Origin of the sequence: Pseudomonas sp. KB_15 (genome assembly GCF_052114525.1) — a bacterium.
Classification (GTDB): Bacteria; Pseudomonadota; Gammaproteobacteria; order Pseudomonadales; family Pseudomonadaceae; genus Aquipseudomonas.
Window position 1 is genome coordinate 178,920 of record NZ_JBFREX010000003.1, and the last position, 15,826, is coordinate 194,745.

Consider the following 15,826-nt stretch of genomic DNA (forward strand, 5'->3'; position numbering starts at 1 on the left):
GCGAACGGGACCATCACGCCCGGCCAAAACCAAAAACTCGCCTGTAAGGAACCGCCAAATGAACCACGACGTCATCATCACCTGCGCACTCACCGGTGCTGGCGACACGACCGCCAAGAGCCCACACGTGCCGGTCACCCCGAAACAAATCGCGGCTGCCGCCGTGGAAGCCGCCAAGGCCGGCGCCACCGTGGTGCACTGCCATGTGCGCGACCCGCAAACCGGCAAGTTCAGCCGTGACGTGGCGCTGTACCGCGAAGTGATGGAGCGCATCCGCGAGGCGGACGTCGACATCATCGTCAACCTCACCGCCGGCATGGGCGGCGACCTGGAGATCGGTGCCGGCGAAAATCCGATGGAATTCGGTCCGAATACCGACCTGGTAGGCCCGCTGACCCGCCTGGCCCACGTCGAAGAACTGCTGCCGGAAATCTGCACCCTCGATTGCGGCACCCTGAACTTCGGCGACGGCGACACCATTTACGTGTCCACCCCGGCGCAACTGCGCGCCGGCGCCAAACGCATTCAAGAACTGGGCGTAAAGGCCGAGCTGGAAATCTTCGACACCGGCCACCTGTGGTTCGCCAAGCAGATGATCAAGGAAGGCCTGCTCGATAACCCGTTGTTCCAGCTGTGCCTGGGCATCCCTTGGGGCGCACCGGCGGACACCACCACCATGAAAGCCATGGTCGACAACCTGCCCGCCGATGCGGTCTGGGCCGGCTTCGGTATCGGTCGCATGCAGATGCCGATGGCTGCGCAAGCGGTGTTACTCGGCGGCAACGTGCGGGTCGGCCTGGAAGACAACCTGTGGCTGGACAAGGGCGTGCTGGCGACCAACGGCCAACTGGTCGAACGCGCCACGGAAATCCTCAGCCGCCTCGGTGCCCGGGTGCTGACCCCGGCTGAAGGCCGGGCAAAAATGGGCCTGACCAAGCGCGGCTGATTCACAACAACTTTCCCCCTGTGGGAGCGAGCTTGCTCGCGATGACGTCGGTACATCCGAAGCATCATCTGCGGCAGGAATACCGCCATCGCGAGCAAGCTCGCTCCCACAGTTTTTTTTCCGAGCCAAATTCAGGAATTGACCATGAGCTTCATCACCGAAATCAAAACCTTCGCCGCCCTGGGCAGCGGTGTCATCGGCAGCGGCTGGGTGTCCCGCGCCCTCGCCCATGGCCTCGATGTAGTGGCCTGGGATCCGGCACCCGGCGCTGAAGCAGCCCTGCGCAAACGCGTCGCCAACGCTTGGGGTGCGCTGGAGAAACAAGGCCTGGCGCCGGGTGCATCGCAGGATCGCCTGCGCTTTGTCGCGACCATTGAAGAGTGCGTGCGCGATGCCGATTTCATCCAGGAAAGCGCCCCGGAACGACTGGAGCTGAAACTGGAACTGCACAGCAAAATCAGCGCGGCGGCCAAGCCCAATGCGTTGATCGGTTCCAGCACCTCCGGCCTGTTGCCGAGTGAATTCTACGAAAGCTCCACGCACCCGGAACGCTGCGTGGTCGGTCACCCGTTCAACCCGGTTTACCTGCTGCCATTGGTGGAAGTGGTCGGTGGCAAAAACACGGCCCCTGAAGCGGTGCAAGCCGCGATGAAAGTCTATGAATCCCTCGGCATGCGCCCGCTGCATGTACGCAAGGAAGTACCGGGTTTCATCGCCGACCGCCTGCTCGAAGCGCTATGGCGTGAGGCGCTGCACCTGGTCAACGACGGCGTGGCGACCACTGGCGAGATCGACGATGCCATCCGCTTCGGCGCAGGCTTGCGCTGGTCGTTCATGGGTACGTTCCTGACCTACACCCTCGCCGGTGGTGATGCCGGCATGCGTCACTTCATGGCCCAGTTCGGCCCGGCGTTGCAATTGCCATGGACCTACCTGCCGGCGCCGGAGCTGACCGACAAACTGATCGACGACGTGGTCGATGGCACCAGCGATCAACTGGGCAAACACAGCATTTCGGCGCTGGAGCGCTATCGTGATGACTGCCTGCTGGCGGTGCTGGAAGCGGTGAAGACCACCAAAGAGAAACATGGGATGGCCTTCAGCGAGTAAACCTTATGTTATGAGGCCAGCAGTACCGGCCTCTTCGCGGGCAAGCCCGCTCCCACAGGGGAATGCATTCCAATGTAGGAGCGAGCTTGCTCGCGATAGCGGCAGCCCAGTCACCATCAATGTTGGAACTAACATCATGCCCACCCTCACCACCTACCAAACCACCATCATCCCCGACTGGGTCGACTACAACGGCCACCTGCGCGACGCCTTCTACCTGCTGATTTTCAGCTACGCCACCGACGCCCTGATGGACCGCCTGGGACTCGACAGCAACAGCCGCGAGGCCAGCGGCAACTCGCTGTTCACCCTCGAACTGCACCTCAACTACCTGCACGAAGTGAAGCTCGACGCCCAAGTCGAAGTGCGCACCCAAATCATCGCCCACGACAGCAAGCGCGTGCACCTCTATCACAGCCTGCATCTGGTCGGTGATGACCAGGCGCTGGCGGGCAATGAACAGATGCTGCTGCACGTGGATCTCGCCGGGCCGCGTTCGGCACCGTTCAGCGACCTGTCCTTGAGCCGGCTGCAAGCCATCGTCACCGAACAGGCGGACCTGCCCACGCCCGAGTACATTGGCCGAGTGATCGCTTTACCCCCAAAAAAATAACAAGGAGATCGCCATGAACACCGCCGCTGCATTTGCCGACTTTCGTACCTATCCATTGATCAGTGCGCTGACCGGCGTGCAGACCCTGGTGGACCGTGTTTTGGTGAAGTGGGCCGACGATCGCGTCAGCCCTTTCCACCATCAATGGCTGCGGGATAACTGCCCGTGCCCGCAATGCGTCTACACCGTGACCCGCGAGCAAGTGCTGGAAATCGTCGATGTGGCTCAAGACCTGATGCCCGATAACGCCCGTATCGACAGCGATGGCTGCCTGGCGGTGGATTGGCAGGACGGCCACTGCAGCCGCTTCGACCCTGGCTGGCTGCGCGCCCATGCCTACGACGACGAGTCACGCGCCGAACGTCTGGCAGGCAAACCTAAAGCCAGGCTCTGGCACAACGATTTGCAGTTGCCGGTGTTCGAGTATCAAGCACTGATGAACGACCCTGAGGCCTTGTTGCAATGGCTGTTGGCGGTGCGCGATGTCGGATTGACCCAGGTCCGTGGCGTGCCCACCGAACCCGGTTCCCTGAAGCTGATCGCGCAACGGATTTCCTTCATCCGCGAGAGCAATTTCGGCGTGCTGTTCAACGTGCAATCCAGGGCTGACGCCGACAGCAATGCCTATACCGCCTTCAACCTGCCGCTGCACAGCGATTTGCCGACCCGGGAGTTGCAACCGGGGCTGCAATTCCTGCATTGCCTGGTCAATGACGCCGAGGGCGGCGAGAGCATTTTTGTCGACGGATTTGCCATTGCCGACGCCCTGCGCCGGGAAGACCCCGAATCCTTCAGAAGCCTGTGCGAAATCCCCGTGGAGTTTCGCAACAAGGACCGCCATAGCGACTACCGCTGTCTCGCACCGATCATCGCCCTGGATGCGTTGGGCCAGGTGTCGGAAATCCGCATGGCAAACTTTCTGCGCGGGCCGTTCGATGCCTCAGTTGAGCAGATGCCCAAGCTCTATCAAGCCTATCGGCGCTTTATCGCGATGACCCGCGAGCCTCGATTCAGGTTGATGCAGCGGCTCAATCCCGGTGAGCTGTGGTGCTTCGACAACCGTCGCACCCTCCATGCCCGCAACGCCTTCGACCCCGCCACCGGGGCGCGGCATTTCCAGGGCTGCTATGTCGACAGGGATGAGTTGTTGTCACGCATTTTGGTGTTGCAACGCTAATCCGCGTCATCGTTCATCGCGAGCAAGCTCGCTCCCACAGTTGATCTGTTCTCTCTTGGGAACACGGTTAAATGTAGGAGCGAGCCTGCTCGCGATGGCGCCCGAAAAGGCAACACAAGAACCCTGATTCACAAACAAAAAAAAGCCCCGATCAAGCCGTGACAGGATCGAGGCAGAGGGTACTGTTGAGGAGCCGCCATGCGAGGGTGACCAAACCTTCGTGAAGCGAGCTGGGTCCAGTGTGCCCACTCCTCTGCACGGCAAGTTAGCCGAAAACGACCTGTTCATAGGTATTGCGGCCATTGCGACAATTCGCCCTTGCCGCCACCTTGTGGCCCTACCAGAATCGAGCCACGACACCGTTCCCTGAAGAAGGATTGCGTCATGATGCACGCCGATTTGATAGACCAGGAAGACCTGTTGGGCCAGCTCAAGTCGTTGGGATTCGAAGTGCCCACCGGCGCCACTGCCGAGCAGGCCTGCGAGTGCGCGGTACGGGGATTGAATGATGTGCGGGCGATGACGCTGAGGACCATGGTCAAGCAGATGTACACCAGCAGCGCGACCATCCTGCCGGCGGTGCGCCAGGCGATCGACAAGCAGTTGTTGCCGGCGTTGGCGGAGTATCAACAGAGCCACACAGGCCGATAAAAAGCCTTCGCGGGCAAGCCCGCTCCCACAGGGCTTTGTGTCGAGCACAAAATGAATGCTCTGACACGATACCTGTGGGAGCGGGCTTGCCCGCGAATGAAGGCGCCTCGGTTTAGAGCCTTACACTGGCAAACGTCGACTCATTTCGCGCCTGGCTCAGTGCCGACAACGGCCCGGACAACGGCGACAGCACCAGCGCTTGCGGCAGCGGCATCATCGCCACTTGCTGGGTAGTGTTGGAGCCTACGCGCTCGTCACGCGGCGGAATGCCGAAGTACTCGCGGTAGCACTTGGAGAAGTGCGGCGTGGATACGAAGCCACACACCGATGCCACTTCGATGATCGACATCGGCGTTTGCTTGAGCAGTTGCCGGGCGCGGATCAGGCGCAGCTTCAGGTAGTAACGCGACGGCGAGCAGTGCAGGTATTTCTGGAACAACCGCTCGAGCTGACGGCGGGACACCGCGACATAAACCGCCAGTTCGTCGAGGTCGATCGGCTCTTCGAGGTTGGCTTCCATCAATGCAACGATTTCCTGCAACTTCGGCTGGTTGGTGCCGAGCATGTGCTTGAGCGGCACACGCTGGTGATCCTGCTCGTTGCGGATGCGCTCGTAGACGAACATTTCCGAGATCGCGGCCGACAGTTCACGGCCGTGATCGCGACTGATCAGGTGCAGCATCATGTCCAACGGCGCGGTGCCGCCGGAGCTGGTGAAACGGTTACGGTCGAGGGTGAACAGACGAGTGCTCATCGCTACACGCGGGAAAGCTTCCTGCATTGCTGCCAGACATTCCCAGTGCACGCTGCAATCGAAGCCGTCGAGCAGGCCGGCGCAGGCCAGGGCCCAGCTGCCGGTGCACACCGCGCCGAGGCGGCGGGACTGGCGGGCCTGGCTTTGCAGCCAGGACACGTGTTCGCGGGTAACAGTGCGCTGGATGCCGATACCGCCGCACACGATGACAGTGTCCATTGGCGGGGCTTTGTGCATCGAGGCGTCGGGGGTGATCTGCAGGCCGTCACTGGCCCAGACCTGGCCGCCATCAACGGTGAGGGTGGTCCAGCGATATAGCTCGCGACCGGACAACTGGTTGGCCATGCGCAGGGGTTCTACTGCGGAGGCCAGAGAAATCAGCGTGAAATTGTCCAGCAGCAGAAAGCCGATGGATTGAGGCGCACGGTTCTGGGGTTGGGCCCCGGAGTTGAACGTCGTCATCGCGGTATCTCCTCACACAAAGCGGGTGATGGCCTCAGGCGGAGGCTCTTTTTATTGCCATCGTTCTCGCGTGGGAGACGGGCTTTGTAATGACAGAGCAATTGCCATGCCTAAATTTGAATGCGCGTTCAATAACTCCTAAAAACGACGTCGGAATGTGTCTATATATGTCTCGCAGGGCATAGGGATTTAAATGGCCATCAGCGCTGGCAAGCACCCCGGCCCACGAGCTGTGAGCAATTCGGTAGCACTTGTGGGAACGGCGTTGCGCCGCGTCGGAAAGGAGTGTCACCGCAGGCACGGGTGACGGGCGGTCGAGGGCTGGTTGGCCCTCGATCAGTGGCAAGACAATTTATCTGTGAGCGACGCGCTAAAAGGAGGCGCGTTTTAATCCGGGTGTTCACTTAGCGCGCAGTTTTGACTGGTCTGGCGCTATCGCGAGCAAGCTCGCTCCCACAGGGATCAAGGTGAACACAATTTTTGTGACCGACGCAAAACCTGTGGGAGCGAGCTTGCTCGCGATGGGGTCGACGCGGTCTCAACACTCCACCGCACTGACCGCCAACCCACCCCGCGATGTCTCCTTATATTTGTCATGCATGTCGGCACCGGTATCGCGCATGGTGCGGATCACCCGATCCAGCGAAATAAAGTGCTGGCCATCGCCCCGCAATGCCATTTGCGCAGCATTGATCGCCTTCACCGCGGCAATCGCGTTGCGCTCGATGCACGGCACCTGGACCAGCCCACCCACCGGGTCGCAAGTCAGACCAAGGTTGTGTTCCAGACCGATTTCCGCCGCGTTGCACAGTTGCTCTGGCGTGGCGCCGAGGATTTCCGCCAGCCCGGCCGCCGCCATGGCGCAGGCCGAACCGACTTCGCCCTGGCAGCCGACTTCGGCCCCGGAGATCGAGGCGTTCTTCTTGCACAGGATTCCCACTGCCGCCGCACCAAGGAAGTAGTCGACGACATTGGCGTCGGTCACGGCCTCGCTGAATTTCATGAAGTAGTGCAGCACTGCCGGAATGATCCCCGCCGCGCCGTTGGTCGGTGCCGTGACCATGCGCCCGCCGGCGGCATTTTCTTCGTTGACGGCAAGAGCGAACAGGTTGACCCATTCCATGGCGCTCAAGGTCGAGCCGATCACGTTGGGCTTGTTCAGTTCCTGCAAGCTGCGATGCAGCTTGGCCGCGCGGCGACGCACATTCAGCCCGCCCGGCAGGATGCCTTCGTGTTTCAGGCCTTGTTCGACGCAATCCTGCATGGCGCGCCAGAGCTTCATCAGGCCGCTGCGGATTTCCTCTTCGCTGCGCCAGACTTTCTCGTTGGCCATCATTAATTCAGCCACGCGCAGGTTGTGCTTCTTGCACAGCTGCAACAGCTCGGCGGCGCTGGAAAAGTCATAAGGAAGTACGGTGCGATCCAGATCCACGACACCGCTGGAGGCTTGCGCCTCATCGACGACAAAACCGCCGCCGACCGAATAGTAGGTGTCGCGATGCAATTCGCCGTCATCACCTTCGACAATCAGGGTCATGGCGTTGGGGTGGAACGGCAGGTTTTCGTCGATCAGGCGCATGTCCCGAGCCCAGACGAACGGCACCGACAGACGACCGTCGAGCAACAGCGTGTGGGTTTCGCGCAGGGCCTGGATACGAATGCCGATTTGCGACGGATCGATCGCATCCGGCCACTCGCCCATCAGGCCCATGATCACGGCATTGTCGCTGCCGTGGCCGATACCGGTAGCCGACAACGAGCCGAACAGCTGGACTTCGACACGCCGCACCTGCTCCAGCAACCCGCGCTCGCGCAAGCCCTGCACAAACAACGCCGCTGCCCGCATGGGCCCCACGGTGTGCGAACTGGAAGGGCCGATGCCGATTTTGAACAGGTCGAAAACACTGATAGCCATGACTGCCGAACTCCTGAATGGGCCCACTGCGCACGCAAAAGCGCACGATGACGGAGCTGCTACGCTCAAGCTGCAATCCGCCGAGATGACCGCATCATCAAGCTTTTATCGTGTTGTTCGACGTCTCTAACCGACGCACTCATGCCCACCAACGCCGCGTGTCTTTTACGCCGTGTTTTCGCCGTGTTTTTGCGGTTCAGAGGGGAAAAAAGGGCTGAAAAAATCTGTAAACGACGTCACCGACACTGGATGCGACCATCCCTGTACTGGATACGACGCACCCTGTAGGCGTCAGATTTTCACTGGTACATGATCATATCGACTCGATTGCAAGGCGCAGTGGTAGAGCTGTCTCCAGAACGCCATCCAACCGCAACCTATAAGTGCGGTGGTCCAGTCGGAACACTGCCAAAAAAAACACCAAGGAGTCCATCCATGAAAGGTTCCCCGTCGTTGTTGTTGGCCGCCATGCTTAGTCTGCCGGTTCTGGCGCAAGCCGCAGAGCCGGCGCAGTGCAGTACCGTAAACTTCTCCGATGTCGGCTGGACCGACATCACCGCGACAACTGCGACCACCAGCGTCGTGCTCGATGCCCTCGGCTACAAGACCAAGACCACCATGATTTCCGTGCCCGTGACCTACAAGTCCCTGGCCGACGGCAAGAACATGGACGTGTTCCTGGGTAACTGGATGCCGACCATGGAAAACGACATCAAGGCCTATCGCGACGCGGGCACCGTGGATGTCGTGCGCACCAACCTCAAGGGCGCCAAGTACACCCTCGCCGTTCCCCAGGCGCTGTACGACAAAGGGCTGCATGACTTCGCCGACATTGCCAAATTCAAGAAAGAACTCGACGGCAAGATCTACGGCATCGAGCCTGGCAACGACGGCAACCGCCTGATCCAGACGATGATCGACAAGAACGCCTTCGGCCTCAAGGACGCCGGCTTCAAAGTCGTCGAGTCCAGCGAAGCCGGCATGCTGTCGCAGGTCGACCGCGCGCAGAAACGCGACACCGCCGTGGTGTTCCTCGGCTGGGCGCCGCATCCGATGAACAAGCGCTTCAAGATTCAATACCTGACCGGTGGTGATGACTTTTTCGGCCCGGATTTCGGTGCCGCCACCGTGGCGACCAACACCCGCAAGGGCTACACGCAGGAATGCAGCAACGTCGGCCAGTTGCTGAAGAACCTGGAGTTCACCGTCGACATGGAAAGCTCGCTGATGGGCAACATCCTGGACGACAAGATGAAGCCTGACGCGGCCGCCAAGGCCTGGCTGAAAAACAATCCACAGGTGCTCGATACCTGGCTCGCTGGCGTGACCACCATTGACGGTAAACCAGGCCTGGAGGCCGTGAAAGCCAAACTGGCCAAGTAATCGCTTATGCCGGACGGCCTCGGCCGTCCGGGCTGTTTATTTCCTTGCATGCGGACGTTCACTACCATGCTGATTGATCAGAAAATCCCCTTAGGCCAGTACATCGCGAGCTTCGTTGAATGGTTGACGCAACACGGCGCCAGCACCTTCGACGCAATCGCCGTGACACTGGAAACGATGATCCACGGCGTGACGTTTGCGCTGACCTGGTTCAACCCGCTGGTATTGATCGGCGTAATCGCACTACTGGCACACTTCATTCAACGCAAATGGGGCCTGACCGCGTTTGTCGTTGCCTCCTTTCTGCTGATCCTCAATCTGGGGTACTGGCAGGAAACCATGGAAACCCTCGCCCAGGTGATGTTCGCCACCCTGGTCTGCGTGGTCATTGGCGTGCCGCTGGGCATCGTCGCCGCGCACAAGCCGATGTTCTATACTTTAATGCGTCCGGTACTCGATCTGATGCAGACCGTACCGACGTTCGTGTACCTCATTCCTACCCTGACCCTCTTCGGGCTGGGTGTGGTCCCGGGCCTGATCTCCACGGTGGTGTTCGCGATTGCCGCGCCCATCCGCCTGACCTACCTGGGTATCCGCGATGTCCCGGAAGAACTGATGGACGCCGGCAAGGCCTTTGGCTGCTCGCGCCGTCAACTGCTCTCGCGAATTGAACTGCCTCATGCCATGCCAAGCATCGCGGCCGGTATCACCCAGTGCATCATGCTGTCGTTGTCGATGGTGGTGATCGCCGCACTGGTGGGCGCCGACGGCCTGGGTAAACCCGTGGTCAACGCACTGAATACCGCTGATATCGCCCTGGGCTTCGAAGCAGGCCTGGCGATCGTACTGCTGGCGATCATGCTCGACCGTATCTGCAAACAACCCGACGCCAAAGTAGGGGGTGACGCATGAGCATTATTCGCTTCGATAACGTCGACGTTATCTTCTCCAAGGATCCACGCGAGGCACTCAAGCTGCTGGATCAGGGCATGACCCGTAACGAGATCCTGAAAAAGACCGGGCAGATTGTCGGCGTTGAAAAAGCCAGCCTGGACATCGAAAAAGGTGAGATCTGCGTACTGATGGGCCTGTCCGGCTCAGGTAAATCCAGCCTGCTGCGTTGCATCAACGGCCTCAACACCGTCAGCCGCGGCAAGCTGTTTGTCGAGCACGAAGGCAAGCAGATCGACATTGCGTCCTGCACCCCGGCAGAACTGAAAATGATGCGCACCAAGCGCATCGCGATGGTGTTCCAGAAATTCGCCCTGATGCCCTGGCTGACCGTTCGCGAGAACATCAGCTTCGGCCTGGAGATGCAGGGTCGTCCCGAGAAGGAACGGCGCAAGCTGGTGGACGACAAGCTTGAGCTGGTGGGCCTGACCCAGTGGCGCAACAAGAAACCCAACGAGCTGTCCGGTGGTATGCAACAACGCGTGGGCCTGGCCCGTGCGCTGGCGATGGACGCCGACATCCTGCTGATGGACGAACCGTTCTCGGCCCTCGACCCGCTGATCCGCCAGGGCCTGCAAGACGAACTGCTGGAACTGCAACGCAAGCTGCACAAGACCATCGTCTTCGTGAGCCACGACCTCGATGAAGCGCTGAAACTGGGCAGCCGTATCGCGATCATGAAAGACGGCCGGATCATCCAGTACAGCAAGCCGGAAGAAATCGTCCTCAACCCGGCGGACGACTACGTGCGGACCTTCGTGGCCCACACCAACCCGCTGAACGTACTGTGCGGTCGCAGCCTGATGCGTACCCTGGATAACTGCAAACGCATCAACGGCTCGGTGTGCCTGGATCCGGGCGGCGATTCGTGGCTGGACCTGGCTGAAGGCAACACCATCAAGGGCGCGCGCAAGAACGGTTCGTCAATGGACCTGCAGAACTGGATTCCGGGGCAAGCCGTCGAAGGCCTGGAACGCAAGCCGACGCTGGTGGACTCCAGTATCGGCATGCGCGATGCGCTGCAGATTCGGTATCAGACCGGCAACAAACTGGTGCTGCACGACAACAACCACGTAGTGGGGATTCTGGGCGACAGCGAGCTGTATCACGCACTGCTCGGCAAGAACCTGGGGTAAGACGACAGACACAAAAACGCCGCGAGAAAATCGCGGCGTTTTTGTTTACGGGATATCGGGTCAAACAGCTTTGCGGCTGATGGCCCCTTCGCGGGCAAGTCGAATCGTCGCACCGCCGCTCCCACAGGTGAATACATTTCAATGTGGGAGCGGGCTTGCCCGCGATGAGGGCATAACAGTCAGCATCAGTGTCGACTGCCCCACCGCCATCGCGAGCAAGCTCGCTCCCACAAGGATTGCGGTGCATTCACTGCACCGCATCCCTTCACGACTTAGCTGTAAACCCGGCCAAGGAGCTGCCGATGGCTTTCAAACTGATCGAGCACGTCACGGGTGATCTGATCCTGGGTGAAGCCCATCAAATCGTAGTCCTGGCTGCCGTTGTGCAGGTACACCTCGGCACGGTAGTAACGCTGACGCGCCTCATCGGACTGAGCCGACTCGGTCGGCGTGGCCAGGTAACCGTCCAGGCTCACTTCGTAGACAAACGGGTTGCCCTCTTCCATCTCGACCCGTACGCCCATGCAACGCTTGGACTTGCCCAGCAGCGTCTGCACTTGCAAACCTTGAGCACGCATTTGCACCGTCGCATCTTCCAGCGCCGGGCTGACATGCTTGTCCATGAAGCGCTGAACGATCGACTGGCTCGGTTGCAGGTCCAGTTGGGTCAAACGCTCGCTGAAACCACGGCGACCGCGTGCCGCCAGTTCTGCTTGCTCCTGTTCGATCTGCACGTCCTGGCGCATGGCCTTGTGCAAGCCGAACATGAAGAACACCAGCACCACCGAGAACGGCAGACCGGCCAGCACCACCATGGTTTGCATGGCTTCGAAGTTGCCGGCGAACAGCAAGCCGATGGTCACCAGGGTGATCACCACCGACCAGAAAATCCGCAGCCAGTGCGGCGCGTCTTCATCGACGGTACCGCCCTTGCAAGACAGGTTGGCCATCATCACCGCGCCGGAATCCGCCGGGGTCAGGAACAGCACGAAACCGACAAAGATCGACACGCCGATGACAACTTTCGACGCCGGGTAATGCTCAAGCAACTGGTAGATCGCCATGGACGGCTGTTCCAGCGCGGTCTTCCCGAGCTCCACCGCCCCGTGATTCATCACCAGGTCCAAAGCCGAGTTACCGAAGATCGACAGCCACGCCAGGGTGAAGCCCAGTGGAATCAGCAGCACGCCGGCTACCAGTTCGCGCACAGAGCGACCACGGGAGATACGCGCGATGAACATGCCCACGAATGGTGCCCAGGAAATCCACCAGGCCCAGTAGAACAGAGTCCACAGGCCCAGCCAGCGGTCGGACTTCTCACTGTCGCCTTCGTACACATAGAGGTCGAAAGTCTTCAGCACCACGCCGTTCAGGTAATCGCCGACGTTTTGCACGAAGCCGTTGAGCAGGTGCAGGGTCGGGCCGAACAACAGGACGAAAATCAGCAGGCCGCTAAACAGCACGATGTTCAGGTTGGACAGACGACGGATGCCGTTTTCCACGCCCGACACGGCAGCAATGGTCGCCACGGTGCTCATCACGATGATCACGATCAGCAGGTTGGTGTTGCTGTGCTCCATGCCGAACAGGTTTTCCAGCCCCGACGACACTTGCAGCGAACCAATCCCCAGGTTGGTCACCAGACCCAGCAGGGTCACGAACATGCCGAAGCCGTCCACCGCGTGCCCGGCCGCGCCCTTGACCCAACGCTCGCCCACCAGCGGATACAGCGCCGAACGCAACGCCAGCGGCTGGTTGTGCCGGTAGGCAAAGTACGCCACGGCCAACCCCACCAATGCATAAATCGCCCAGCCATGCAGGCCCCAGTGCAGGAATGTCAGCTGCACGGCCTGACGTGCCGCCAGGTTGCTGCCGGCCACGCCTTCCGGTGGGTTGAAGTAGTGATCCAGCGGCTCGGACGCACCGAAGTACAGCAACGAGATGCCGATACCCGAGGAGAACAGCATCCCCGCCCAGGCGCCGTAACTGAAATCCGGGGTGTCATCCTTGCTGCCCAGTTTCAGTTTGCCGTAGGACGAAAACGCCAGGCCGACAACGAAAATCAGGTAGGCGGCAATCACCACCATGTAGTACCAGCCGAAGCTGCGGGACAACCAGGCTTGCGCCGTACCCAGCATTCTGCCGGCCTCTTGCGGGGCGATGATCAGAATGGCGGTCAACAACAGAATCAACGCGGTAGAGGTGTAGAACACCCAACCGTTGACCGTCACCTTCTCGGGTGGGGTCTTTATTAGCGAGGCAGAACTCATGGCACAGATGCTCCGGGCAGTGCGAGAGAAGAACGCAAGACAAACGAGTTACCCGACCAATCGGTTAGTGGGCAGCCGACCAGCGGGTGATATAAAGACAGCCCGAAAAAAGCCCGAAGCCCTTGAGACGCCGTGGCGTACAGGCTTCGAGCCGTTTCGGATGTCGGTTTGCCGCCAATTACACGTAGGAAAATCTGTAAACAGCGACGATTTGTCGCAGATCTTATTCTTTGTTGATTGAACGTTCAATCAAAACAAAATAGACTGGCCCTCAACCCGGTAGCCGTTTGACGTCTGCCGGAAGGCCTAAGGAGATGTGCAAGATGCCCAAGGTCGGTATGCAACCCATCCGCCGCCAGCAATTGATCGAAGCCACTTTGCAGGCCGTCGATCAGGTCGGAATGGGGGACGCCAGCATTGCGCTGATCGCCCGTTTGGCCGGTGTCTCGAACGGCATCATCAGTCATTACTTTCAGGACAAGAACGGTCTGATTGCCGCCACCATGGGGTACCTGATGACCGTCCTGAGCGAGAACGTCACCCTGCGCCGTCAGGCGCTGGCAGATGACAGCCCCCGGGCGCATCTGCAGGTGATCATCGAAGGCAACTTCGACGCCAGCCAGGTCAATGGCCCGGCAATGAAAACCTGGCTGGCCTTCTGGGCCACCAGCATGCACCAGCCGTCTTTGCACAGGTTGCAGCGGATCAACGATCACCGTCTGTATTCCAACCTGTGCTGCCAGTTCCGCCGCGTGCTGCCGCTCCATGATGCGCGCAGCGCCGCCCGGGGCCTGGCAGCGTTGATCGACGGTTTGTGGTTGCGCGGCGCGCTGTCGGGAGATGCTTTCGACACCGAGCAGGCGCAACAGATCGCTTACGAATACATGGATACCCAACTGGCCAAGCGGGTGAGTTAGAGCACACATAAACGCTCAACCACCGAACCGCGCCAGCCACTTAATGCTCTTGCGAGGACTTTATGGCCCGTTTCGAACTGCAAAAACTCTACATCGATGGCGCGTACAGCGACGCCAGCAGCGACGCCACTTTCGAAGCCATCAACCCGGCTAACGGTGAAGTCCTCGCAAAAGTACAACGTGCGACCAAGGAAGACGTGGAGCGCGCCGTGGTCAGCGCCGAAAAGGGCCAGAAAATCTGGGCTGCGATGACCGCCATGGAGCGTTCGCGCATCCTGCGTCGTGCCGTGGAAATCCTGCGTGAGCGCAACGACGAACTGGCCGCCCTGGAAACCCTGGACACCGGCAAGGCCTACTCCGAAACCCGCTACGTCGACATCGTCACCGGCGCTGACGTGCTGGAGTACTACGCAGGCCTGGTACCGGCCATCGAAGGCGAGCAGATTCCGCTGCGCACCACTTCGTTCGTCTACACCCGTCGCGAGCCGCTGGGCGTCGTCGCCGGTATCGGCGCGTGGAACTACCCGATCCAGATCGCCCTGTGGAAATCCGCACCGGCCCTGGCCGCCGGTAACGCGATGATCTTCAAGCCAAGTGAAGTCACCTCGCTGACCACCCTGAAACTGGCCGAGATCTACACCGAAGCCGGCGTGCCAAACGGCGTGTTCAACGTCCTGACCGGCAGCGGCCGTGAAGTCGGCACCTGGCTGACCGAGCACCCGCGCATCGAAAAAGTCTCCTTCACCGGCGGCACCGACACCGGCAAGAAAGTCATGGCCAGCGCTTCGAGCTCTTCGCTCAAGGATGTGACCATGGAACTGGGCGGCAAATCCCCGCTGATCATCTGCGACGACGCCGACCTCGATCGCGCCGCCGACACCGCGATGATGGCCAACTTCTACAGCTCCGGTCAGGTCTGCACCAACGGCACCCGCGTGTTCGTACCGGCCCATCTGAAAGCCGCTTTCGAAGCCAAGATCGCTGAGCGCGTTGCACGCATCCGCGTCGGCAACCCGGAAGATGAAAACACCAACTTCGGCCCGCTGGTCAGCTTCGCCCACATGGAAAGCGTGCTGGGCTACATCGCCAAGGGCAAGGAAGAAGGCGCCCGCCTGCTGTGCGGCGGTGAGCGTCTGACTGACGGCGAATTCGCCAAAGGTGCGTTCGTGGCTCCGACCGTGTTCACCGACTGCACCGACGACATGACCATCGTCCGTGAAGAAATCTTTGGCCCGGTGATGGCGATCCTCGCCTACGAAACCGAAGAAGAAGTGATCCGTCGCGCCAACGACACCGACTTCGGCCTGGCCGCCGGTATCGTCACCCGCGACCTGAACCGCGCCCACCGCGTGATTCATCAACTGGAAGCCGGTATCTGCTGGATCAACGCCTGGGGCGAGTCCGACGCGAAGATGCCGGTTGGCGGCTACAAGCAGTCGGGTGTCGGCCGTGAGAACGGTATCAGCTCGCTGAACAACTTCACCCGCATCAAATCGGTACAGGTCGAGCTGGGCGATTACGTCTCGGTGTTCTAAGACGCA

The 15,826-nt window shown here is 60.3% G+C and carries 13 protein-coding genes; 10 read left to right on the forward strand and 3 right to left on the reverse strand.

Annotation, left to right across the window (positions count from 1 at the left end; genetic code table 11):
* The first annotated feature begins 58 nt into the window (after positions 1–58).
* The 5 genes from AB4Z35_RS05010 to AB4Z35_RS05030 all read left to right on the forward strand — a co-directional run bounded on the left by AB4Z35_RS05010 (position 59) and on the right by AB4Z35_RS05030 (position 4,497).
* Positions 59–946, forward strand: coding sequence for a 3-keto-5-aminohexanoate cleavage protein (locus tag AB4Z35_RS05010; protein WP_007994462.1), 888 nt, complete (start codon positions 59–61; stop codon positions 944–946).
* 144 nt (positions 947–1,090) lie between these two features.
* Positions 1,091–2,056, forward strand: coding sequence for an L-carnitine dehydrogenase (locus AB4Z35_RS05015; RefSeq protein ID WP_007985952.1), 966 nt, complete (start codon positions 1,091–1,093; stop codon positions 2,054–2,056).
* A gap of 136 nt (positions 2,057–2,192) precedes the next feature.
* Positions 2,193–2,669 carry a thioesterase family protein gene (locus tag AB4Z35_RS05020; protein ID WP_007994464.1) on the forward strand — a complete coding sequence of 159 codons (477 nt, stop codon included), beginning with the start codon at positions 2,193–2,195 and terminating at the stop codon, positions 2,667–2,669.
* A 13-nt stretch (positions 2,670–2,682) separates the two neighbouring features.
* Positions 2,683–3,846 (forward strand): gamma-butyrobetaine dioxygenase, encoded by a 1,164-nt coding sequence (locus AB4Z35_RS05025; RefSeq protein ID WP_442096226.1) that lies wholly within the window; start codon positions 2,683–2,685, stop codon positions 3,844–3,846.
* A gap of 384 nt (positions 3,847–4,230) precedes the next feature.
* Positions 4,231–4,497 carry a hypothetical protein gene (locus AB4Z35_RS05030; RefSeq protein WP_007995656.1) on the forward strand — a complete coding sequence of 89 codons (267 nt, stop codon included), beginning with the start codon at positions 4,231–4,233 and terminating at the stop codon, positions 4,495–4,497.
* A 112-nt stretch (positions 4,498–4,609) separates the two neighbouring features.
* Here the strand turns inward: AB4Z35_RS05030 and AB4Z35_RS05035 are convergent, their stop codons facing one another.
* Together AB4Z35_RS05035 and AB4Z35_RS05040 are read right to left on the reverse strand one after the other, a co-directional pair.
* Positions 4,610–5,713, reverse strand: coding sequence for a GlxA family transcriptional regulator (locus tag AB4Z35_RS05035; RefSeq protein WP_007975492.1), 1,104 nt, complete (start codon positions 5,711–5,713; stop codon positions 4,610–4,612).
* Between the two features lie 538 nt (positions 5,714–6,251).
* Positions 6,252–7,628, reverse strand: a complete 1,377-nt coding sequence (locus AB4Z35_RS05040) for an L-serine ammonia-lyase (RefSeq protein WP_007995657.1) — start codon at positions 7,626–7,628, stop codon at positions 6,252–6,254.
* Positions 7,629–8,063: 435 nt separating this feature from the next.
* On the opposite strand from AB4Z35_RS05040, the gene AB4Z35_RS05045 reads away from it, so the two are divergent.
* From AB4Z35_RS05045 to choV, 3 genes are all read left to right on the forward strand, one after another.
* Positions 8,064–9,011, forward strand: a complete 948-nt coding sequence (locus AB4Z35_RS05045) for a choline ABC transporter substrate-binding protein (RefSeq protein ID WP_007985945.1) — start codon at positions 8,064–8,066, stop codon at positions 9,009–9,011.
* A gap of 66 nt (positions 9,012–9,077) precedes the next feature.
* Positions 9,078–9,923 carry a choline ABC transporter permease subunit gene (choW, locus tag AB4Z35_RS05050; protein WP_007995660.1) on the forward strand — a complete coding sequence of 282 codons (846 nt, stop codon included), beginning with the start codon at positions 9,078–9,080 and terminating at the stop codon, positions 9,921–9,923.
* Complete coding sequence (gene choV / locus AB4Z35_RS05055; RefSeq protein ID WP_007995661.1) at positions 9,920–11,098, forward strand: choline ABC transporter ATP-binding protein; 1,179 nt, start codon at positions 9,920–9,922, stop codon at positions 11,096–11,098. Before choW ends, choV begins: the two co-directional genes overlap by 4 nt.
* Positions 11,099–11,370: 272 nt before the next feature.
* On the opposite strand, the gene AB4Z35_RS05060 is transcribed toward choV, so the two are convergent.
* Entirely contained in the window at positions 11,371–13,311 is a 1,941-nt protein-coding gene (locus tag AB4Z35_RS05060; RefSeq protein ID WP_442096463.1) for a BCCT family transporter, read from the reverse strand.
* A 380-nt stretch (positions 13,312–13,691) separates the two neighbouring features.
* Here AB4Z35_RS05060 and betI point away from each other — a divergent pair, with 380 nt between their 5' ends.
* Both betI and betB read left to right on the forward strand, forming a co-directional pair.
* Positions 13,692–14,285, forward strand: a complete 594-nt coding sequence (gene betI, locus AB4Z35_RS05065; RefSeq protein WP_442096227.1) for a transcriptional regulator BetI — start codon at positions 13,692–13,694, stop codon at positions 14,283–14,285.
* Positions 14,286–14,347: 62 nt separating this feature from the next.
* Positions 14,348–15,820, forward strand: a complete 1,473-nt coding sequence (gene betB, locus AB4Z35_RS05070; protein WP_007995666.1) for a betaine-aldehyde dehydrogenase — start codon at positions 14,348–14,350, stop codon at positions 15,818–15,820.
* The last annotated feature ends 6 nt before the right edge of the window (positions 15,821–15,826 follow it).